Origin of the sequence: Micromonospora sp. NPDC005979 (genome assembly GCF_040614415.1) — a bacterium.
In the GTDB taxonomy this organism is placed as follows: Bacteria; Actinomycetota; Actinomycetes; order Mycobacteriales; family Micromonosporaceae; genus Micromonospora.
This window is the reverse complement of sequence record NZ_JBEXUR010000008.1, coordinates 12,755-32,313: the sequence shown is the minus strand read 5'-3', so window position 1 is coordinate 32,313 and position 19,559 is coordinate 12,755. Positions and strand designations below refer to the sequence as shown.

Below are 19,559 nucleotides of genomic sequence, written 5' to 3'. Positions count from 1 at the left end.
CAACTTACCGTGCGGCTAGTAAGGTGACTAGCCGGGCGGCAAGTAAGTACGACAAACCTCGGGGGGAGCTTACCCATGACTCAGGCAACCCAGGCCGACGTGCGACCCAATGTACGGGTCGTCCTGTTCGGGCTGATGATCGCGATGATGCTCGCGATGCTCGACAACATGATCGTCAGCACCGCGCTGCCGCGGATCGTCGGCGAGTTCGGCGGGCTCAACCACTTCACCTGGGTGGTCACCGCGTACGTCCTGGGTACCACCGTCTCCACCCCGATCTGGGGCAAGCTCGGTGACCTCTACGGCCGCAAGTCGGTCTTCCTGACCTCGGTCGTCATCTTCCTCGTCGGCTCGGCGCTCTGCGGCATGGCCGGCTCCGGGATTTTCGGCGGGCCCGGGGACGGCATGGTGCAGCTCATCGCCTTCCGGGCCGTGCAGGGCCTGGGCGCGGGCGGCCTGATGGTCGGCGTCATGGCGATCATCGGCGACCTGGTCCCGCCCCGCGAGCGCGGGCGCTACCAGGGCATGATCGCCGGCATCATGGCCATCGCCATGGTGGCCGGCCCGCTGGTCGGCGGCTTCATCACCGACAACCTCTCCTGGCGGTGGGCGTTCTACGTCAACCTGCCGCTGGGTGGCATCGCGCTGCTCGTGCTCATCACCACCATGCACCTGCCGAAGTACCGGACCGAGCACCGGATCGACTGGCTCGGCGCCGGGCTGCTCTCGGTGGGCATCACCGCGATCGTCCTGATCACCACGTGGGGCGGCAACGAGTACGACTGGACCTCGCCGCAGATCTTCGGCCTCGCCGCGTTGGCGCTGGTGGCGCTTGTGGCGTTCGGCCTGGTGGAGCGTCGGGTCCCGGAGCCGATCCTGCCGTTGACGCTCTTCGCCAACCGCAACTTCGCGCTGATCTCGGTGGTCGGTTTCCTGCTCGGCTTCGCGATGTTCGGTGCCATGAACTTCCTGCCGCTGTACCAGCAGACCGTCCAGGGGGCCTCGGCCACCAACAGCGGTCTGCTGCTGCTGCCGCTGATGTTCGGCATGCTCGTCGTCTCGCTCGCCGTCGGCCGGGCGATCACCAAGAACGGCAAGTACCGCGCGTACCCGATCGTCGGTGGTGTGGTGATGGCCGGTGGCATGGCGCTGCTGTCCATGCTCGACACCAACACCAGCAAGCTGACGTCCTCGCTCTACATGGTCGTGCTCGGCGTCGGCATGGGCTTCCTCATGCAGACCTCGATGCTGATCGCGCAGAACAGCGTGGAGCAGAAGGACCTGGGCGCGGCGAGTGGCGCGGCCACGTTCTTCCGGTCGATCGGCGGCTCGTTCGGCATCTCGCTGTTCGGCGCGATCTTCGCCAACCGGCTGGCCGACTCCGCCGCCGGCGCGGCCTTCGGCGGCGAGTCCAGCGGCGGTGGGATGGACCTGGAGAAGCTCAAGCAGCTCCCCGCCCAGGCGCAGGAGCTGGTCCTCGGTGGCCTGGCCGACGCGATCTCGCACGTGTTCCTCTGGGCCGTGCTGTTCACCGTGGCGATCCCGGTGCTCGCCTGGTTCATCAAGGAGATTCCGCTGCGCACCGCCAACGAGGCGCCGGCGCAGGCGACACCGGAGGAAGAGGCCGAGATCGCCCTCGGCAAGGCCCCGGTGGCCTGACCCTCCCCCGAAGAAGCGCCCCGCCGATCCTCGGCGGGGCGCTTCTCGCGTTGGCACGGGAAACTCAGCGTCGGTGGGTCAGGCGCTGCCAGAGACGGCGTAGCGGGTTGCGGGGGCGGGGAAGGCGGGGGGCCCGCTCGCCGAGCATCCGGGTGGCCAGGGCCGTGGTGGCCGGATCGACGGCGGGGGCGGCCAGCGCGAGATGGGCCAGCGAGGTCGCGATCGGCACCGGCCGCGTCTGGGCCACCGTCGCCACGTCGGCCAACCGCTCCGCCACCACCCGGGCCACGTCCGGCCGTGCCGCCGGGTCCACCCAGGCGGCGGTGACCAGGGCGAACAGCGCCGCCTCGGTGACCCAGTCCTCCACGCCCCAGACCAGGTCGAGCAGCACCTGTCGTCTCGTCGATGAGTCCCACGGCTCGTCGGTGCGCTGGTGCAGCAGCCCCAGGCAGGCCCACACCTGAACGGCGCGTACCCAGATCGACGGATCCTGCGCGGCCAGCAACCGGCCCAGCGCGTTGGCCGGCGCGGCGGGCGGACGCACCAGCAGCCCGAGTAGGTCTTCCACGTCGAGACCGGCCAGGCCGACCGCCGCGTCGTAAGCGGCCGGTGGGTGCGGCCACGCCGGTTGGGCCACCTGACCGATCCGCTCGACCGCCACCGCCGAGGGCCCGGGAAGCGCCGGCGTCGGCAGGTGACCCGTGAAGGTCCAGAGCCGCCGCGCGGACGCGCGCCGGGGCTCGCGTGGGTCCGGCTCGACCGCGCCCTCCACCTCGACGCGCAGCCCGGGCGCCACGGACGTCACCGTCCGCAGGGCGCTCGGTGGGGCTGCCGCCGTGAGGTGTACGACGCCGCCGATGCCGTTGTCGTCGTCGGCGACCGCCTGGCGCAGCGCGTCCAGCAGGGGCCCGCCGGCCGGCGTCAGTTGCCCGAGCCAGGGCCGCGCACGACAGCACTGGGCCAGGTCGCCGTGCTCGTGACTGTCGTCCGGGTGGTCACGGATGAAGTCGGCGAGCGCGACCAGGTGGGACACGTCGCCGTCGCGCAGGTGCCGCAGGCGGTGCGTCGTGTGCACCGCGCAGTCGAACGTCGGGTCCCGGGCCAGCGCCCGCTCGGTCCACTCCAGCGCGTCGTCGAGCCGGCCGATGTCGGCCAGGGTGCCGGCGATGTCGGCATAGACGGCCAGGTCGTCGGGGTCCAGGTCGACCGCCCGGTACAGGGCCGCGAGGGCGTCGCGGGTCCGGCCCGCGCTGCGGTACGCGTACCCGAGCCAGACCTCGCCCATCTTCGACGGCTGGCTCCGTACCCCTCGGTTGGCCCAGCGGATCGCGAGCGCGACCTCGCCGAGACGCCGGGCCAGCGCGGACGCCGCGCCCAGCAGCGTCCCGTTCTCCGGATGGACGGTGACGGCGTTGCGGGCCAGCGTGAGGTACGGCGTGAGGGCGGCCCGGCCGGCGCGCGGCACGGGGTCGCCGAGCGCCGCGCAGACCTGCATGAGGACGCGGGCCAGGCGGTCCGGGTCCAGCCGTTCGGCCAGTTCGGGAGCGGTCACCCACGGCACGCCCGCCCACTCGGCGCCGGGCGCGTGGCTGGTCGCGGCGGCGAGTAGTTCCAGCCCTTCGGCGGGGCGGCCGGCGGCGGCCAGGAGGTGGGCACGGGCGACGACCGCGCCCACGAAGGTGTGGTGGTTGATCGGAAAGAGGTCGAGGCCTCCTCCGTCGGCCGTGGCGAGGCGGGCAAGCGTCTCGTGCACCTCGGGCAGGGTGGGCGCTCGGGCCAACGCGCCAGCGAGGTGGCGGGCGGCGTGGTGAAGGTCACCCTCGTCAAGTGCCAGCCGGGCCAGGGCCAGCTCCTCCGTCGCGGAGAGCGCGGGGTTGTCCCTTCCCTCGGGCACGGTGTCCTCTCGTCGCAGTTTCTCGGCGGGGCCAGCGTAGTTGATATTGAGATGATCAAGTGATCAACTGCGCACTCGTGCTCGAATAATTGCTCGGGTCAGCAGAAGAGTGCAAGACTGAGCAGGAAGCGCGCGGCAATCGCGCAGGAGGGGAGTGTCCGTGTCACGTGCAGGGTCCGGAATGGCCGCCGACATCGACGAGCAGCCGGCCGGTTACGCGCGTCTGCTCGACACCGCCAACGCGGCGGCGATCGCCCGGGTGGCCGCCGCCGTCGCCGAGCGTCGACCTCGGCACGTCGTCTTCACCGCCCGGGGCACCTCCGACCACGCCGCCCTCTACGGGGCGTACCTGACCGAGATCCGGCTCGGCCTGCCCGCCGGGCTCGCCTCGCCGAGCGTGGTCACCCTCTTCGGCGCACGCCCCGACCTGTCCGACGCCCTCGTCGTCGGGGTCAGCCAGAGCGGTGGCTCGCCCGACCTGGCCGAGGTGCTGCGCGCCGCGCGGGCCTCCGGCGCGCTCACCCTCGCGGTGACCAACGCCCCCGACTCCCCGCTCGTCGAGACGGCCGAGCTGAGCATCGACATCGCCGCCGGGCACGAGCGCGCGGTGGCGGCGACGAAGACGTACACCGCCGAGCTGCTCGCCCTGCTGATGCTGGTGGAGGGCATCCGGGCCGGCGACGGCGTACTCCCCACGGCCGAGCGCGAGGCGCTCGCCGCGCTGCCCGACCTGGCCGCCCGCACCCTCGCCGACGACACCCCGGCCCAGCTCGCACCGCGTTACCGCTTCGCCCGCCAACTCGTCACCACCGGCCGGGGGTACGCCTACCCGACCGCCCGCGAGGCGGCGCTGAAGTTGATGGAGACCTCGTACCTGCCGGCGCTCGCCTTCTCCGGCGCCGACCTGCTGCACGGCCCGCTCGCGATGACCGACCCGGAGGTCCCGGTCCTCGCCGTGGTCGGATCCGGCCCCGGCGGCCGGTCGATGGGCGAGGTGCTTCCCCGGCTCGGCGAGCGCCGCGCCGACGTGGTGGTGGTCGGCTCCGCCGACGTGCCGGGCACCGCGCGGCTCGCCGTCCCCGAGGTCGACGAGCGGTACGCCCCGCTGCTGGACATCCTGCCGTTGCAGCGCCTGGCGCTGGCGTTGGCGCTGACCCGCGGCGAGGACCCGGACGCGCCGCGCGGCCTGAAGAAGGTCACCGCGACGATGTGAGGCGCGGCGCGGCGTGGCACCCTGGTCACCGTGTCCACGCTGCGCGACCTCGCCGAGGAGCACACCCACCTCCGTCCGGCCGACATCGACCACCTGCACCGGATCGCCGGTGACTGGCAGTTGCTCTCCGACCTGTCCTTCGCCGACCTGCTGCTCTGGGTGCCCGTCGACGCCGAGGGCACGTTCCTCTGCGTCGCCCAGGTGCGCCCCACCACCGCGCCGACCGCGTACCAGGACGACCAGGTGGGCCGGATCATCGGCGGCTCGGAGGTGGCCCACCTGGCGGTCGCCTACTCCCAGGGGCGGATCTGGCGCGAGGGCGACCCGGTCTGGTACGGCGACGTGCCCGCCCGGCACGAGGCGATCCCGGTCCGGCTGCGCACCGCCGACGGTGAGGCCGGCGAGGTGATCGCCGTGGTCGGCCGGGACACCAACCTCTCCACCGCGCGAACGCCCAGCCAGCTCGAACTCAACTACCTGACCACGGCCGACGACCTCGCCCAGATGATCGCGGACGGCACCTTCCCACCGCCCCGGCACCCGGGCGAGACAACGTCCGCGCCCCGCGTCGGTGACGGCCTGGTACGCCTCGACGCCGGGGGCAAGGTCACCTACGCGAGCCCGAACGCCCAGTCGGCGTACCGGCGGTTGGGTTACGCCTCGCACCTGGTGGGTGAGGACCTGGCGGCGTTGCACCGCCGACTGGCCGGCGACCCGCTCGACGGCACCGAGGCGGCGACCGGGATCCTGGCCGCGCTGCGTGGCGAGGCCCCGCCCCGCCGGGAGATCGACGCGCGGGGGGCCACGATGCTCACCCGGGCGCTGCCGTTGATGCCCGCCGGCGTACCGATCGGCGCGCTGGTGCTGGTGCGGGACATCACCGAGGTCCGCCGCCGGGATCGGGCGCTGATCACCAAGGACGCCACCATTCGGGAGATCCACCACCGGGTCAAGAACAACCTTCAGACGGTGGCCGCGTTGCTGCGCTTGCAGGCCCGCCGGGTGGCCATGCCGGAGGCCCGGGTGGCCCTGGAGGAGTCCGTCCGCCGGGTCGCCTCGATCGCCCTCGTGCACGAGACGCTGTCGATGTCCAGTGACGAGGCGGTCGAGTTCGACGGCATCGTCGACCGGGTCGCCAGCGCGGCGACCGAGGTCGCGGCGACCGAGGTGAGTGTCGGGATGCGCCGCCAGGGCAGCTTCGGGGTACTGCCGGCCGAGATCGCCACGTCGCTGGTGATGGTGCTCAACGAACTGCTGCTCAATGCCGTCGAGCACGGCTTCCCACCGGCGGACGAGGCGGAGGAGCCAGCCGCGGGCGCGGGCGCCTCGGGCCTGGTGCCGGTGGCCGCACCCGAGGTCGATCCGTCGCTGCGACCCGAGGTGGTCGTCTCGGCGCACCGGTTCCGCAAGATGCTGCACGTCTCGGTGACCGACAACGGACGCGGGCTGCCGCCCGAGTTCGACGCCGAACGCGGCAGCCGACTCGGCCTCCAGATCGTCCGGGCACTGGTCACGGGGGAGTTGCGCGGCACCATCGAGCTGCGCGCGGGCGGCAACGGAGGCACCGAGGCGTTGCTGGTCGTCCCACTCGGCCGTAGCGCCTCGGACGGCCGCTCCCAGGGCTGAGCCGTCCGCTGCCCGCGGGCCCTGCGGGGAGCGGATATGTGAATGAGCGTGATGCCGGTGAGTCATCTTGATGACTCACCGGCATCACGCTCATCGCAGTGGGCCGGCCACGCCTCTTGGGCGATGAGGTCGTCAGCCGACGCCCGTGGGTCCGCTCGCCTGCTGCACGGTAGGGCCCGCGGTCGACCTCGCGTGGCCGGCCTCGCTGGGAGCGATCAGGCCGACGTTCGACGCGCGGCTCCGCGCGGTGGCCGGTCGGTCAGCGGCGGGTCAGCAGGGCGACGGTCAGGCCGGGGCGCTGCCAGACCTGGGCGACGGTGAACTGCGCGCGCAGCGCGTCGCCCTTGGCGTCCGGCACGGAGGCCAGCGGCTCGGCGTGCCGGCCGGCCACCACGAGCCAGACCCGTGCCGTGCCGGCCAGGCACTGCGCTGGTCGCGGGCATTCGGCGGCCCACAGATCGCCCCGGGCGACCTCGTCCTCGGTGACGAGCACGTCCCGTGGCGGGTCGTCGAGGTGGTACTCGATGCCCAGATCGAGGAAGAGCCAACTGTGCCGGGGGGAGTAGACCACGGCGTCCCCGGGGCGCTGGCCGTCGGCGATCACCCGGGTCACGCCCGCGTAGTCCACCGGCGCGCTGCGCGGCCACTCGTGGGTCCGCCGCAACGCGGCCTGGTCGGGGAGACCGAGAAGCCCGGCCAGGACCACCACGGCGAGCGCGGCCGGCGCGGGCACCGATCCCAGCGCCGCGCCGGCCAGCAGACAGGCGAACGGCACCACGAACACCAGGTAGCGGGGCACCCACAGGGGTACGACCGCCCCGGCCACGAAGAGCAGCAGGACCGGCAGCAGCACCGCGCTCAGCGGTAGCAGGGCGCGCCGTCGGAGTCGGGCCGCGCCGAGCGCCGCCACCCCGACCAGCAGGCCGCCCACCACGCTGCTCTGGGCCACGCCGCCCGGCAGCGCGCTCAGGTCGTCCGGCCGTGCCAGGCCGACCCAGTTCAACTGCTCGGAGCGTTGCGCGCGGGCACGTAGCAGCAGCGGGGTCACCACCAGCACCGTCGGCACCAGCGCGACCGCCCAGCGCCACACCCGCCGATCCCGACCGCCGGGCTCGGCGATGCCCGCCACGGCGGGACCTCTCCACCAGCAGATCAGCACGACCAACGCGTGCGCGGCCAACAGGGTGAGCGCGATCAGGTGGGTGAGCCCGAGCGCGACCACGGCGACGCCGTACCCAGTCCAGCGGGCCCAACCCGGCCGGCGCAGCGCGGCCACCAGCAACAGCGTGGCGAGTACCGCGAGGGCAGTGGCCAGGGCGTACGGGCGGGCCTCCTGCCCGTACCGGGAGGTGCTGGGCAGCACCGCGAACAGCAACCCGGCGAGGAGACCCGCGCGCCGGTCGACGAGGTGCGCCCCGAGCACGGACAGCAGCCCCGCGGCGACGGTCATGGCCAGCGCGGCAGGCACCCGCAGGGCGACCGTGGAGTCGCCGACGGCCAGGACCCAGACGTGCATGAACAGGTAGTACGGGCCGGTGGCGGCGTCGATGGTCCCGGCCAGTCGAGCGAGTTCGCCCGGCGACCGGGTGGCGGCGCTCCAGGTCGCCAGCTCGTCGCGCCAGAGCTGGGCCGAGCCGATCCCGGTCAGCGTGATCGCCAGGGTCAGCAGCGCCGGAAGCAGCCAGACGGGCACGCCCCGCGCGACCCCGATCGCCTTCCCGGACAATCCGCCCACAGCCCCGAGCCTGCCACGCCGCCAAGGCCTCCGGGCCTACCCCGCGAAGTGCCGCGCTGACCTGGCCACGCCAACCCGCGTCGATCTTGCAGTTTCGGTCGCCGATATGGGCGCGGTGCCCCTTGTGTCGCAACAGAAAGTGCAAGATCGCGGGGAGGGGAGAGGGTTGGCCCGTGATGTGGGATGCCGCACGTGGACATTGGCCGGGCCCTACGCGGTGTGGCAGCATGGGCGCATGACCGCCGCTGTCGTCCGCCGCTTCGTGGCTCGTCGCCACGTCGACTACGGCCGCGTGCGCAGCGCCATCTGTCCGGCTCACTGACGACGCCCGACCATTCTGTCTCGGGCGCGCTCCGCGCCGGCTGTCTGAAGACACCGTTGTCCCGCCCGCTCGCCGGGCCGGCCGTCGCGCCCCGCGCGTGCCCCGAGGCACAGCAGACAACGGAGGACGCCGCGATGGCGGTCAGCAGCATCCCGGCCCGGCCCGAGGACCCGACGGCCCGGCCCGCCCGGCCGCCGCGCCGGCCCCGGGGCGAGGGCCAGTGGGCGCTCGGGCACCGTGAGCCGCTCAACCCCAACGAGCGGATCAAGAAGGACGACGACCCGCTCAACGTTCGGGCCCGGATCGAGAACATCTACGCGCACCGTGGCTTCGCCTCCATCGACCCGCAGGACCTGCGCGGCCGGTTCCGCTGGTGGGGCCTCTACACCCAGCGCAAGGCGGGCATCGACGGCGGGCGCACCGCCGTGCTGGAGCCGCACGAGCTGGAGGACGAGTTCTTCATGCTCCGCGTCCGCATCGACGGCGGCCAGCTCAGCCTGGCCCAGTTGCGGGTCATCGCGGACATCTCCCGGGAGTTCGCCCGGGACACCGCCGACATCACCGACCGGCAGAACATCCAGTACCACTGGATCCGCGTCGAGGACATGCCGGAGATCTGGCGTCGGCTTGAGTCGGTCGGCCTGCAGACCACCGAGGCGTGCGGCGACTGCCCGCGCATCGTGCTCGGCAGCCCGGTCGCCGGGGTGGCCCGCGACGAGCTGCTCGACCCGACCCCGGCGGTCGACGAGATCGTCGCCCGGTACGTGGGTGACAAGCAGTTCTCCAACCTGCCCCGCAAGTTCAAGACGTCGATCTCCTGGCTGGTCGACACGCCGTACGAGTCGAACGACATCGCGTTCCTCGGTGTCGACCACCCCGAGCACGGGCCTGGCTTCGACGTCTGGGTGGGCGGGGGTCTCTCCACCAACCCGATGCTCGCCAAGCGGCTCGGCGTCTGGGTGCCGCTGGCAGAGGTACCGGATGTGTGGGCCGGGGTGGTCGGCATCTTCCGTGACTACGGCTACCGCCGGCTGCGTAACCGGGCCCGGCTGAAGTTCCTGGTCGCGGACTGGGGCGTCGAGCGCTTCCGCGAGGTCCTGGAGAAGGACTACCTCGGTCGTACGCTGCTCGACGGTCCCGCGCCGACCCTGCCGTCGAAGCCGGTCGACCACGTGGGCGTGCACGAGCAGGCCGACGGGCGGCACTACGTGGGTGCCGCCCCGGTTGTCGGGCGGGTCTCCGGCGCGCAGCTCAGCCAACTGGCCGACGTGGTCGAGGCGCACGGCAGCGACCGGGTGCGGCTCACCCCGTACCAGAAGCTGCTGGTGCTCGACGTGCCGTCGGAGCGGACGGAGTCACTCGTCGACGCGCTGCGCGGCATCGGCCTGGAGGCCCGGCCGTCGGCCTGGCGGCGCGGCACCATGGCGTGCACCGGCATCGAGTACTGCAAGCTGGCCATCGTCGAGACCAAGGCCCGGGGCGAGGAGCTGGTGGCCCGGCTGGAGCAGCGGCTGCGCGACTTCGACGCGGACATCTCGATCCACATCAACGGCTGCCCGAACGCCTGCGCCCGCACCCAGGTGGCCGACATCGGTCTCAAGGGTCAGCTGGTGGTCGGCCCGGACGGTCGGCAGGTCGAGGGCTTCCAGGTGCACCTGGGCGGCGGCCTCGGCATGGCGCAGGGCCAGACCGCCGGTTTCGGCCGCAAGCTGCGGGGTCTGAAGACCACCGCCGACGAGCTTCCGGAGTACGTGGAACGGCTGGCCCGCCGCTACCTGGCCGGGCGGGGCGAGGGCGAGACGTTCGCCAACTGGGTGATCAGAGTCGACGAGGAGGAACTGCGGTGAGCAGCGAGAACCGAGCGGCACCCCTGTACTGCCCGTACTGCGGCGAGGAGGACCTGCGGCCGCACGAGGCGGGGCACGGCGCCTGGGAGTGCCACGCCTGCGCCCGGGTCTTCTCGGTGAAGTTCACCGGGCTGCTCTCCCGGACGGTGACCCGATGAGCCTCGCCTGGGCCGCAAGCCTGCGCCTGGTCGGCCCGGGTGGTCCGAAGCCCGCTGACGCATCCCTGCGTAGCCCGGACGAGCTGCGCGCGCTGGCCGAGGACGCCGGCCGGGATCTGGAGGGCGCTCCCGCGCTGGAGATCGCCCGCTGGGCGGCGCAGACCTTCGGCGACCGGTTTTGCGTCACCAGCTCGATGGCCGACGCCGTCCTGGCCCACCTGGTGTCCCGGGTCGCCCCCGGCGTGGACGTGGTCTTCCTCGACACCGGTCTGCACTTCCCCGAGACGCTCCGCGTACGCGACGAGGTTGCCCGGACGTTGCCGGTGAACGTCCGGTCGATCCGACCCCGGCTCACCGTGGGGCAGCAGGACGGCCAGTACGGTCCGCGACTGTTCAACAAGTCGCCGGACGACTGCTGCCAGTTGCGCAAGGTGGAGCCCTTGGAGCGGGCCCTGTCCGGGTACGACGCCTGGGCCGCCGGTCTGCGTCGGGACGAGTCGCCCACCAGGGCCAACACGCCGGTGGTGACGTTCGACGCGCGGCGCGGCAAGGTCAAGGTCAACCCGATCGCGGCCTGGTCGCAGGGGGACGTGGACGCCTACATCGCCCGCTGGAACGTGCCGGTCAACGAGCTGTTCAAGCAGGGGTACGGCTCGATTGGCTGCTGGCCGTGCACCCGCCGGACGAAGGCCGGCGAGGATCCGCGCGCCGGCCGCTGGGCCATGTTCGAGAAGACCGAGTGCGGGCTGCACGTCTGACCTCGTCGTCGACGACCCCGACCGGCCCCGGTACGGCCGGCGGGGCGGCCCCGGTGGTGCTGGTGGCGCACGGCAGCCGGGATCCACGGGCCGCCGAGGCCACCCGGGCACTGGCCCGGGCGGTGTCGGCGGCCCGGCCCGGCCTGTCGGTGTGGGCGAGTTGGCTGGACCACACCGAGCCGGGGCCGACCGAGGTGCTGCGCACGCTGGCCCAGGCGGGGCACCGGCGTGCGGTGGTGGTGCCGCTGCTGCTGACCGCCGCGTACCACCGTCGGGTGGACATTCCGGCGGCGGTGACCGCCGCGAAGACGGCGGGAGCAGCGTTGACGGTACGGGTGACCGACGTGCTCGGCCCGGCGGACGGGACGGTGGCGCCAACCCTGCTGGCGGGGCTGCGTCGTCGGCTCGCGGAGGTCGCTCCGGGCCGCTTCGACGCCCTGGTGCTGGCCGCCGCAGGCACCCGGGACGCGCGTGCGCGCGGTTCCGTGGGTCGGGTGGCCGACGCGCTCGGCGTCGAGTTCGGGGTGCCCTGCCGAGTGTCGTACGCCTCGGCGGCTCCACCGGCGACGGGTGTGGCGGTGACGCGGCTGAGGTCGGCGGGCGCGCGTCGGGTCGCGGTGTCCGCGTACTTCCTCGCGCCGGGCCTGTTCCACGACGCGGTGACCGCCTCGGCGCGGGCGGCCGGCGCGGTGGCGGTGGCGGCCCCGTTGACGGATGCGCCCGAGCTGGCCGAGCTGGTGCTCAACCGGGTCGACGAGCCGGCCTGACCGCTCGTCCGGCCCGGTCGTTGCTGGACAGCAGTACGCCCCGGCAGGCGGACCCGCCGGGGCGTACTGGTGTGTCGTTGGGGGATCAGGCGGAGTGAGCGCGCAGCACCCGGAGGCCGCCGCGCCGCTTGACAGCGCGCCGCTCCTCCTCGCTCATCCCGCCCCAGACGCCGGCGTCCTGACCCGACTCGAGCGCCCACTGGAGGCACTGGTCGGTGACGGAGCAGCGCCGGCAGACGGCCTTGGCCTGCTCGACCTGAAGGAGAGCCGGTCCGGACGTCCCAATCGGGAAGAACAGCTCCGGGTCCTCGTCGCGGCAGACAGCATGGTGACGCCAGTCCATGGCGGCAACACTCCTCATTCTGGATGGGTGGCAATTTATTGCGGGTAGTGCTTTTCCTATATGCATCCGCAGTGCCTATGGTGACCGTTCGCGTCTGACCATTCGGCAGTGCGTGAGCAGGCAGTCAGCCCGGGGACCTGCTGGAACAGCTCAACCTGACGAGCATATCCAGGCAATGTCCCGGTAACTCAAGTTCGCTTGTGAATACTTTCACGAACGCTCGCGATGTCAAGGGTGACGCTCGGAAAAACTCCGCGCGGTGAGCAAGCCCACAACCCATTTGTCCGGGTTCCAGTGCCTTCCTGGTTACCCGCCGTGCCACAGTCGAGGATCAATATAGTACAGTCCGCGTGACATTGCTGACATTTCCGGCACCTGCCCCTCGGTGTGGCGGCGCCTGCCGAAGCGGTTGCGGCGCCGCGTCGACCAAGGGCAGTACCCGAGACCTAGCAGATTACTCTCAGTGCGGCCGGAATGGAGGTGAATCTGACCTTCTCCCGCTCGCCAAGATAGTCGCCGTCGAGCTGGAACGCCTGCGGTCGGCTTGAGACCAGGGTGAACTCCGCAGTGTCATGGAGGCGTAACACCTGACGTCCGTTCGGATCCGGCCGCCGACCTATGAATTGAGTGACTGTCCGTGTTGTGCTAGCCACCCGGAGCTGACGCAGCGCCAGCACGTCGAGGCCCAGGTCGAACGACGCCTCCGGATTCGGGTTGACCTCCCGATCACCCAGGTACGTCCACGGGGCGGTGTTCTGGATGATGACGGTGGCGAGCTCGCCCTCCGGCTCCTCACCCGGTCGCTCCAGACTGATCGCCGGATGCCGCCGGTCCGAGGCGAAGAAGTACTGGCTCATGATCGAACGGAAGTAGAGCCCGGGCGTCGAGACCCGCCCCTTGCGCCGGGCCTGCTCCACCCGGTGGATCACGGCGGCGTCCAGCCCGAACCCGGCGCAGAAGGTGAAGTAGCGGTCGTCCGCGCGGCCCAGCCCGACCGTGCGCTGACGGCCCAGCCGCAGCCCTTCCAGGATCATGCTGGTGGCGTCCGGCCACTCCCGGGGCAGACCCAACGCGCGGGCGAACACGTTCGTCGAACCGCCCGGAACGGTGGCCAACGCGGGCAGCCGCTGCGCCATCGACGCGTCACCGACGCCGGCCGGTGGCTCGGCCGTCATCAGGCCGTTCACCACCTCGTTCACGGTGCCGTCACCACCCAGGGTGACGACGAGATCGACGCCCTCGGCGGCGGCCTCCCGAGCCAACGCCATGGCGTGCCCCCGGCGGCGGGTGTAGCGCACACTGAGGTCGACTTCGCTGCGCAGCGCACGGACAAGCACGTCTCGGCTGCGTTCGCTGGTGGTGGTGGCCTTCGGATTGACCACCAGGACGGCCCGCATGGGCGGCACTGTACCTCCCGGTAGCACGGGTATCGTGGCGCGCGTGACCATCGACTCGGCCCGGATTCCCGGCACGCTTTGCTGGGCGGTGCGGCTGCTGTGGGCGGAGGCGGTCGCCGTCGGGCTGATCGCGGTCTGGTTGGTCTGGGCCGACCTGACCGCCGACACCACCGATCTCGCGTCGGCGTTGCTGGTGACCGCGTTCGCCGTCGGGGCGGCCGTCGCGCTGTGGGCTCTGGGCCGCGCGCTGCTGCGCCGCCAGGCCGGCGCACGGGCCCCCGCGATCGTCCTTCAGCTGATGCTGCTGCCGATCGGCTGGTTCATGATCCAGGGCGGGATGGGCTGGCTGGGCATTCCGCTGATGGCGCTCGGCCTGGGCGTCGGCTGGCTGCTCGTCAGCCCGCCCACGACGAAGGCCCTCGGCTTCGAGTGACGTCGACCGGCGGGCGCGGTTCAGCCCGTCGCGGCACGTTGTTGTGAAGGGCGGCCCCGCCCGCGACGCCGTGCCTCGCCGCCCCGCGGCCCGGCGGGCGTTGCCGGTCAGTAACCGCCGGAGCGGCGGGTCAGCAACGAGATGGTCGCCCGGCCGTCGCTGGCCGTGGCGGATGCCGACGTGGTCAGCGCGGTGAGCACCTTCCAGGCGAAGGACGACTCGGCGGGCAGCGTGGCACCGCGGACGGTCGGCACGGTCACTTCGACGGTCAGCGCGTCGTTGGTGACAGCGAACCGACACTCCAACTCGGCGTCCCGGGTGGCGATGGCGAGCAGCATGGCGCACGCCTCGTCGACCGCGATCCGCAGATCCTCGATCTCGTCGAGCGCGAACTGCAGCCGGGCCGCGAGACCTGCGGTGGCGGTACGGAGCACGCCGAGGTAACCGCCGTCGGCGGGCACCGTGAGGTGCACCACGTCGTCGTCGGTCGTTGGCTGGCCGGTCAGTTGAGTCACGCTCATCCCCCCGGTCGGGGACTCTACCCGGTCAGTCGCCCGAGCGCGTGTCGGCGGCCTCCGCCTGAGCGGCCAGATCCCGTAGGGCGTCACCGCTGAGCCGGTACGGGACCCACTCGTTCAGCTGCTCGGCACCGATCGAGGCGTAGAAGCCGGCGGCCGGATTCCACTCGAGCATCCACCACTCCAGCCGGCGGTAACCCCGACGTACGCAGATGCCGGCCAGCGTGGCGAGCAGTAGTCGACCCGCGCCGGTGCCCCGGGCCGCCGGGGAGACGTAGAGGTCCTCCAGGTAGATGCCGTGTACGCCGGACCAGGTGGAGAAGTTGAGGAACCACAGGGCGAAGCCGACCGGCGCGTCGTGCTCGTCGACCGCGACGTGACCGAAGAGCGCCGGGGCGGTCGCGAACAGCGCCGAGGAGAGTTGGTCGGCGGTGAGGTGGCACTGTTCGGGGGCGCGTTCGTACGCCGCCAGTTCGTGCACCATGGCGACGACGGCCGGTACGTCCGCGGGACGTACCGGCCGGATCGTCGGGGTGACCGGGTCGGTCACGCCTTCTTGGTCTCCCAGAAGATCTTCGCGATCTCGTCGATCTTCGCGAGGAGCTGGTCGGCCGTGGCCGGGTCGAGGCTGCCCTTGACGCCGCTGGCGCCGGCGAGCTTGGTGGCCTCGTTGAACAGGGTGTGCAGGTTCGGGTACTTCTCGAAGTGCGGCGCCTTGAAGTAGTCGGTCCAGAGCACCCACAGGTGGTGCTTGACCAGCTCGGCGCGCTGCTCCTTGATGATGACCGCCCGGGTGCGGAACTCCGGGTCGGTGTTCGCCTGGTACTTCTCGCAGATCATTTTGACCGACTCGGCCTCGATCCGGGCCTGGGCCGGGTCGTAGACGCCGCACGGCAGGTCGCAGTGAGCGCTCGCGGTGACGCGGGGCGCAAGGATGCGTGGAAGTCGCATCGGGATCCTCCATGGGAAGTTTGCGATGATCAAAGGCGACATTACTCCTGGGAATGCTCCCCGAACCGGGTGGAGGTGAAACCGGTGCGCGCCGATCACCCGAGTGAGCCGCCTCGTCTGCGCGGCCCGCTGACGGCGGTCGCGGTGGCCGGCCCGTCCATGGCGCCGACGCTGCGGCACGGCGACGCGGTGCTGGTCCGCTCGGGCGGGCGTCCCATCCGACCCGGCGACGTGGTGGTCGCGGTCTTCCGGACACGGCCGGAACTGCTGGTCGTCAAGCGGGCGGTCCGGCCGCAGGATGGCGGCTGGTGGCTGCGCGGTGACAACGAGTTGATCACCGACGACTCCCGGGCGTACGGCGTGGCCGACGTACGCGGCCGGGTGGTGGCTCGCTACTGGCCGCGCCCCGGACGGGTGCCTCGTCGGGTTATATGACCCTGCTCACATCCGAGGGGCAGGGTCGACACTATGCTCGGAAAGTGCCGGGTGACCCCCCGCGCCGCGTGCCATCGCTCGCCGCCCACCTCGCGGCCGGGCCCGCCGCCTCACATCTGCTCGACAGATCCTGGAGTCACCGCCATGTCTTCATCCACCGTGGACCCCGCTGATCCCGTCTTCCAACTGCACGTCGGCGGCAAGATGGCCGTCGCCTCGACGGTGCCGCTCACCAGCCGCGAGGACCTCTCCCTCGCGTACACCCCGGGGGTGGCCCGGGTGTGCGAGGCGATCGCCGCCGACCCCGCCCTGGCCGACGAGTACACCTGGGCGTCGCACGCTGTCGCGGTGGTGACCGACGGCTCGGCCGTGCTGGGTCTCGGCAACATCGGCCCGCGGGCCGCCCTGCCGGTGATGGAGGGCAAGGCGGTGCTGTTCAAGCAGTTCGCGGGGGTGGACGCGGTGCCGATCTGCCTGGACACCCAGGACGTGGACGAGATCGTCGCGGTGGTGCGGGCGCTGGCCCCCTCGTTCGGCGGGATCAACCTGGAGGACATCAGCGCGCCGCGCTGCTTCGAGATCGAGCGGCGACTCGACGAGGCGCTGGACATCCCGGTCTTCCACGACGACCAGCACGGCACCGCCATCGTGGTGCTCGCGGCGCTGCGTAACGCCGCCACCCTGCTCAACCGCAAGCTCGGCGACTTGCGGGTCGCGGTGAGCGGCGCGGGCGCGGCGGGCGTGGCCGTGACGAAGATGCTCATCGCCGGTGGCGTCAACCCCGACCAGGTCGTCGTCTGCGACTCGAAGGGGATCATCGGCGCGCACCGCACCGAGCTGACCGGTGGCAAGGCCGAGCTGGCGGCGAGCACCAACGCGGACGGCCGCCACGGCGACATCACCGAGGCGCTGCGCGACGCGGACGTGCTGATCGGCGTCTCCGGAGGCGAGATCCCGGAGGCCGCCATCGCCGGTATGGCGCCCGGTGGGATCGTGTTCGCGCTGGCCAATCCCACCCCGGAGGTGCACCCGGAGGTGGCCGCCCGGCACGTGGCAGTGGTCGCCACGGGCCGCAGCGACTACCCCAACCAGATCAACAACGTGCTGGCGTTCCCCGGGGTGTTCCGGGGCGCGCTGGACGCCGGCGCCACCCGGATCACCGAGGCGATGAAGGTCGCCGCGGCGGACGCCATCGCCGGGGTGGTGGCCGAGTCGTTGACTCCCGAGGCGATCGTCCCGTCGCCGCTGGACCCGCGTGTCGCTCCGGCCGTCGCCGAGGCGGTGGCCGAGGCCGCCCGCCGTGACGGGGTGGCCCGGCGGTAAGGAAGGGCCCCTTATTAACGCCTGGTGCATAGGAGGGGCCCCTTCCTAACGCTGGGTGTGGAAGGGGCCCTTCTTAACGAGCGCTCAGCTTGTTACGGTGCCGATCATGCGTGCTGCCTTCGTCTCCCGCTTCGACGACGCCGATCCGCTCGCCGCCCTCACCGTCGGTGAGCGACCCGAGCCGACCCACCCGGAGGACGACTGGGTGACCGTGCGGGTGCGCGCCACCTCGCTCAACCACCACGACCTGTGGTCGCTGCGCGGGGTGGGGCTCACCGAGGCGCAGCTGCCGATGATCCTCGGCTGCGACGCGGTGGGTGTGGACCCCGAGGGCAACGACGTGGTCGTCTACCCGGTCGTCGTCACTCCCGGTGACCCGCGCGGTGTCTCCATCCTCTCCGAACACTTCGCCGGAACCCTCGCCGAGCGGGTCGCCGTACCCCGGTCGAACCTGGTCCCGCTGCCCGACGGCATGGCGGCGACCGACGCCGCGTGCCTGCCCACGGCCTGGCTGACCGCGTGGCGGATGCTGACCACCAAGGGCCGCGTCGCGGACGCCGACAGCGTGCTGGTGCAGGGCGCGGGCGGCGGCGTCGCGACGGCGGCCGTCGCGCTCGCCGTCGCGATGGGCAAGCGGGTGTACGCGACCAGCCGCGACGCCGCCAAGCGCGAGCGGATAGCGGCTCTCGGGGCCACCGCCGTGGAGCCCGGCGCCCGGCTGCCGGAGCGGGTCGACGTGGTGATCGAGACGGTCGGCGCGGCGACCTTCGAGCACTCGATGAAGTCGGCCGCCCCGATGGCCCGGATCGTGGTCTCCGGCGCCACCGCCGGCCACCAGCCGACGGTCAACCTCCGCCGGGTCTTCGCCATGCAGTTGGAGATCCTGGGCACGTCGATGGGCGCCCCCGGGGAGCTGTACGAGCTGTTGGCGTTCTGCGCCGAGAACGAGGTCCGCCCGGTGGTGGACAGCGTGGTCCCGTTCAGCCGCGTCGAGGAAGCCTTCACTCGCCTCCACTCCGGCGAGGCCTTCGGCAAGGTCGTCATCGACCACACGGCCTGACCCTGCCCCGCGCCCCGCGCCCGCCGCCCCGCGATCTTGCACTTTCTGTTGTCGTCTCGCGAAAAATGTCCCGCTATGCCGCGACAGTAAGTGCAAGATCGCGCAGGGGAGGGGGCGACGCTCAGAGGTGGTCGTCGAAGGTGGCGATGTCGTTGCGGGTCGCGTCCGTGGCGATGCGCTTCTTGGCCTTCGGGTCGCCGTAGAGCGACCAGCGGAGGAACTCCACCGTCGTGTCCGAGACGACCCGCAGTGACGCGGCGTCGCCGAGCAGCGCCCGGCCGTGGTCGCCCTTGGGCAGGCTCAGCAGCGCCTTCGGCCACGGCACCTTGTCGTACGCCGCCTTGCCCGCCGCGTAGTCGACCACCTCGTCCAACTCGCCGTGCACGAACAACTGCGGCGCGGTCGCGCCCGCGAACGCCGTACCCACGCCGACGGCGGTACCGGCGAACACCACGCCGGCGTCCAGCCGTTCGTCCCGGCTCGCGGTGAACAGGCCGATGGTGGTCACCCCGCCGGCCGAGTGCCCCGCCGCGGCCACCCGGTCGGTCGCCAACCGGCCGCGCAGCCCGTCGCCGGCCTTGCCGTCGAGCGCCAGCACCTGGGTCAGCGCGTACGACACGTCGGCCGGTTGGTTGAGCACATCGAGGACGTTGCCGTCGCCGCCCTTGGAGGTGTGCGGAAAGGCCGGCGCGGCCACCACGAAGCCCGCCGCCGCCCAGCGGGTCAGCAGCGCGCCGTAGTCCTCCGGCCGCCCGCCGAGGCCGTGGCTGAACATCACCACCGGAAACCGGCCGTCCGCCGCCGCCACGGACCGCCTGGCCGCGCCGCCGGCCTTCCCGGCCGCCGGATACCAGAGGGTCACCGGCAGCGCGCGGCCGTCCCGGTTCAGCTTGAGCTGCCGTACGCCGACACCGAAGGCCTTCTCGGGCGCGGACCCGGCGGGTACCCGCGGTGTCGGCGTGGCGGCCGGCGGCGGTTCGACGGCGACCGGCGCGGTCTCCTTCTTCGGGGCGTCCGTGGAGCAGCCGACCAGACCGGCCAGGAGCAGGGCGCTGGCCAGCAGCGTGGGGGTGACACGACGCGACATGGCCTCAATTGTGCCGTGCCGCGCCGGTGGCTC

19 protein-coding genes are annotated in these 19,559 nt (G+C 72.2%); 11 read left to right on the top strand and 8 right to left on the bottom strand.

Annotated features, from left to right (window positions below; all coding sequences use genetic code 11):
* The first annotated feature begins 75 nt into the window (after positions 1 to 75).
* Positions 76 to 1,659 carry an MDR family MFS transporter gene (locus ABZ272_RS15075; RefSeq protein ID WP_355050533.1) on the top strand — a complete coding sequence of 528 codons (1,584 nt, stop codon included), beginning with the start codon at positions 76 to 78 and terminating at the stop codon, positions 1,657 to 1,659.
* A gap of 64 nt (positions 1,660 to 1,723) precedes the next feature.
* On the opposite strand, the gene ABZ272_RS15070 is transcribed toward ABZ272_RS15075, so the two are convergent.
* A complete protein-coding gene (locus tag ABZ272_RS15070; protein ID WP_355050532.1) occupies positions 1,724 to 3,553 on the bottom strand; it encodes a tetratricopeptide repeat protein in 1,830 nt (609 codons plus the stop codon).
* A gap of 181 nt (positions 3,554 to 3,734) precedes the next feature.
* On the opposite strand from ABZ272_RS15070, the gene ABZ272_RS15065 reads away from it, so the two are divergent.
* Together ABZ272_RS15065 and ABZ272_RS15060 are read left to right on the top strand one after the other, a co-directional pair.
* Positions 3,735 to 4,766, top strand: coding sequence for an SIS domain-containing protein (locus ABZ272_RS15065; RefSeq protein ID WP_355050775.1), 1,032 nt, complete (start codon positions 3,735 to 3,737; stop codon positions 4,764 to 4,766).
* A gap of 30 nt (positions 4,767 to 4,796) precedes the next feature.
* On the top strand, positions 4,797 to 6,392 hold the full coding sequence (locus ABZ272_RS15060; protein ID WP_355050531.1) for a histidine kinase N-terminal domain-containing protein: 1,596 nt from the start codon (positions 4,797 to 4,799) through the stop codon (positions 6,390 to 6,392).
* A 259-nt stretch (positions 6,393 to 6,651) separates the two neighbouring features.
* Here ABZ272_RS15060 and ABZ272_RS15055 read toward each other — a convergent pair whose 3' ends face one another.
* Positions 6,652 to 8,103, bottom strand: coding sequence for a glycosyltransferase family 39 protein (locus ABZ272_RS15055; protein WP_355050774.1), 1,452 nt, complete (start codon positions 8,101 to 8,103; stop codon positions 6,652 to 6,654).
* Positions 8,104 to 8,583: 480 nt separating this feature from the next.
* Here ABZ272_RS15055 and ABZ272_RS15050 point away from each other — a divergent pair, with 480 nt between their 5' ends.
* From ABZ272_RS15050 to ABZ272_RS15035, 4 genes are read left to right on the top strand one after another with little or no spacing between them, the layout of a single operon-like run.
* Positions 8,584 to 10,296: a nitrite/sulfite reductase gene (locus tag ABZ272_RS15050; protein ID WP_355050530.1), complete on the top strand. Its 1,713-nt coding sequence runs from the start codon at positions 8,584 to 8,586 to the stop codon at positions 10,294 to 10,296.
* On the top strand, positions 10,293 to 10,454 hold the full coding sequence (locus ABZ272_RS15045) for a hypothetical protein (RefSeq protein WP_355050529.1): 162 nt from the start codon (positions 10,293 to 10,295) through the stop codon (positions 10,452 to 10,454). Before ABZ272_RS15050 ends, ABZ272_RS15045 begins: the two co-directional genes overlap by 4 nt.
* Entirely contained in the window at positions 10,451 to 11,212 is a 762-nt protein-coding gene (locus tag ABZ272_RS15040) for a phosphoadenylyl-sulfate reductase (protein ID WP_355050528.1), read from the top strand. Before ABZ272_RS15045 ends, ABZ272_RS15040 begins: the two co-directional genes overlap by 4 nt.
* Positions 11,209 to 11,979, top strand: coding sequence for a CbiX/SirB N-terminal domain-containing protein (locus ABZ272_RS15035; RefSeq protein WP_355050773.1), 771 nt, complete (start codon positions 11,209 to 11,211; stop codon positions 11,977 to 11,979). The genes ABZ272_RS15040 and ABZ272_RS15035 overlap by 4 nt, the downstream gene beginning before the upstream one ends.
* 85 nt (positions 11,980 to 12,064) lie before the next feature.
* Here the strand turns inward: ABZ272_RS15035 and ABZ272_RS15030 are convergent, their stop codons facing one another.
* Together ABZ272_RS15030 and ABZ272_RS15025 are read right to left on the bottom strand one after the other, a co-directional pair.
* The gene (locus tag ABZ272_RS15030) at positions 12,065 to 12,322 is read right to left on the bottom strand and encodes a WhiB family transcriptional regulator (protein WP_007072794.1); all 258 of its coding nucleotides are present in this window, start codon (positions 12,320 to 12,322) and stop codon (positions 12,065 to 12,067) included.
* 446 nt (positions 12,323 to 12,768) lie between these two features.
* Complete coding sequence (locus tag ABZ272_RS15025; RefSeq protein ID WP_355050527.1) at positions 12,769 to 13,719, bottom strand: diacylglycerol kinase family protein; 951 nt, start codon at positions 13,717 to 13,719, stop codon at positions 12,769 to 12,771.
* A gap of 43 nt (positions 13,720 to 13,762) precedes the next feature.
* Between ABZ272_RS15025 and ABZ272_RS15020 the strand changes: the two genes are divergently transcribed.
* Positions 13,763 to 14,152, top strand: coding sequence for a hypothetical protein (locus tag ABZ272_RS15020; protein ID WP_355050526.1), 390 nt, complete (start codon positions 13,763 to 13,765; stop codon positions 14,150 to 14,152).
* 107 nt (positions 14,153 to 14,259) lie between these two features.
* On the opposite strand, the gene ABZ272_RS15015 is transcribed toward ABZ272_RS15020, so the two are convergent.
* The 3 genes from ABZ272_RS15015 to sodN are packed head-to-tail and all read right to left on the bottom strand — an operon-like array spanning position 14,260 to position 15,621.
* The gene (locus ABZ272_RS15015; protein ID WP_355050772.1) at positions 14,260 to 14,667 is read right to left on the bottom strand and encodes an ATP-binding protein; all 408 of its coding nucleotides are present in this window, start codon (positions 14,665 to 14,667) and stop codon (positions 14,260 to 14,262) included.
* A 31-nt stretch (positions 14,668 to 14,698) separates the two neighbouring features.
* Entirely contained in the window at positions 14,699 to 15,220 is a 522-nt protein-coding gene (locus ABZ272_RS15010; protein WP_355050525.1) for a GNAT family N-acetyltransferase, read from the bottom strand.
* Positions 15,217 to 15,621 (bottom strand): superoxide dismutase, Ni, encoded by a 405-nt coding sequence (gene sodN, locus ABZ272_RS15005; RefSeq protein ID WP_355050524.1) that lies wholly within the window; start codon positions 15,619 to 15,621, stop codon positions 15,217 to 15,219. The genes ABZ272_RS15010 and sodN overlap by 4 nt, the downstream gene beginning before the upstream one ends.
* Before the next feature lie 84 nt (positions 15,622 to 15,705).
* Here sodN and ABZ272_RS15000 point away from each other — a divergent pair, with 84 nt between their 5' ends.
* From ABZ272_RS15000 to ABZ272_RS14990, 3 genes are all read left to right on the top strand, one after another.
* Positions 15,706 to 16,056, top strand: a complete 351-nt coding sequence (locus tag ABZ272_RS15000) for a S24/S26 family peptidase (RefSeq protein ID WP_355050523.1) — start codon at positions 15,706 to 15,708, stop codon at positions 16,054 to 16,056.
* A gap of 144 nt (positions 16,057 to 16,200) precedes the next feature.
* Positions 16,201 to 17,379: an NADP-dependent malic enzyme gene (locus ABZ272_RS14995; protein ID WP_355050522.1), complete on the top strand. Its 1,179-nt coding sequence runs from the start codon at positions 16,201 to 16,203 to the stop codon at positions 17,377 to 17,379.
* 97 nt (positions 17,380 to 17,476) lie between these two features.
* A complete protein-coding gene (locus ABZ272_RS14990) occupies positions 17,477 to 18,439 on the top strand; it encodes a zinc-binding dehydrogenase (protein ID WP_355050521.1) in 963 nt (320 codons plus the stop codon).
* A gap of 121 nt (positions 18,440 to 18,560) precedes the next feature.
* Here ABZ272_RS14990 and ABZ272_RS14985 read toward each other — a convergent pair whose 3' ends face one another.
* Positions 18,561 to 19,526, bottom strand: coding sequence for a chlorophyllase (locus tag ABZ272_RS14985; protein WP_355050520.1), 966 nt, complete (start codon positions 19,524 to 19,526; stop codon positions 18,561 to 18,563).
* Positions 19,527 to 19,559 lie beyond the last annotated feature (33 nt).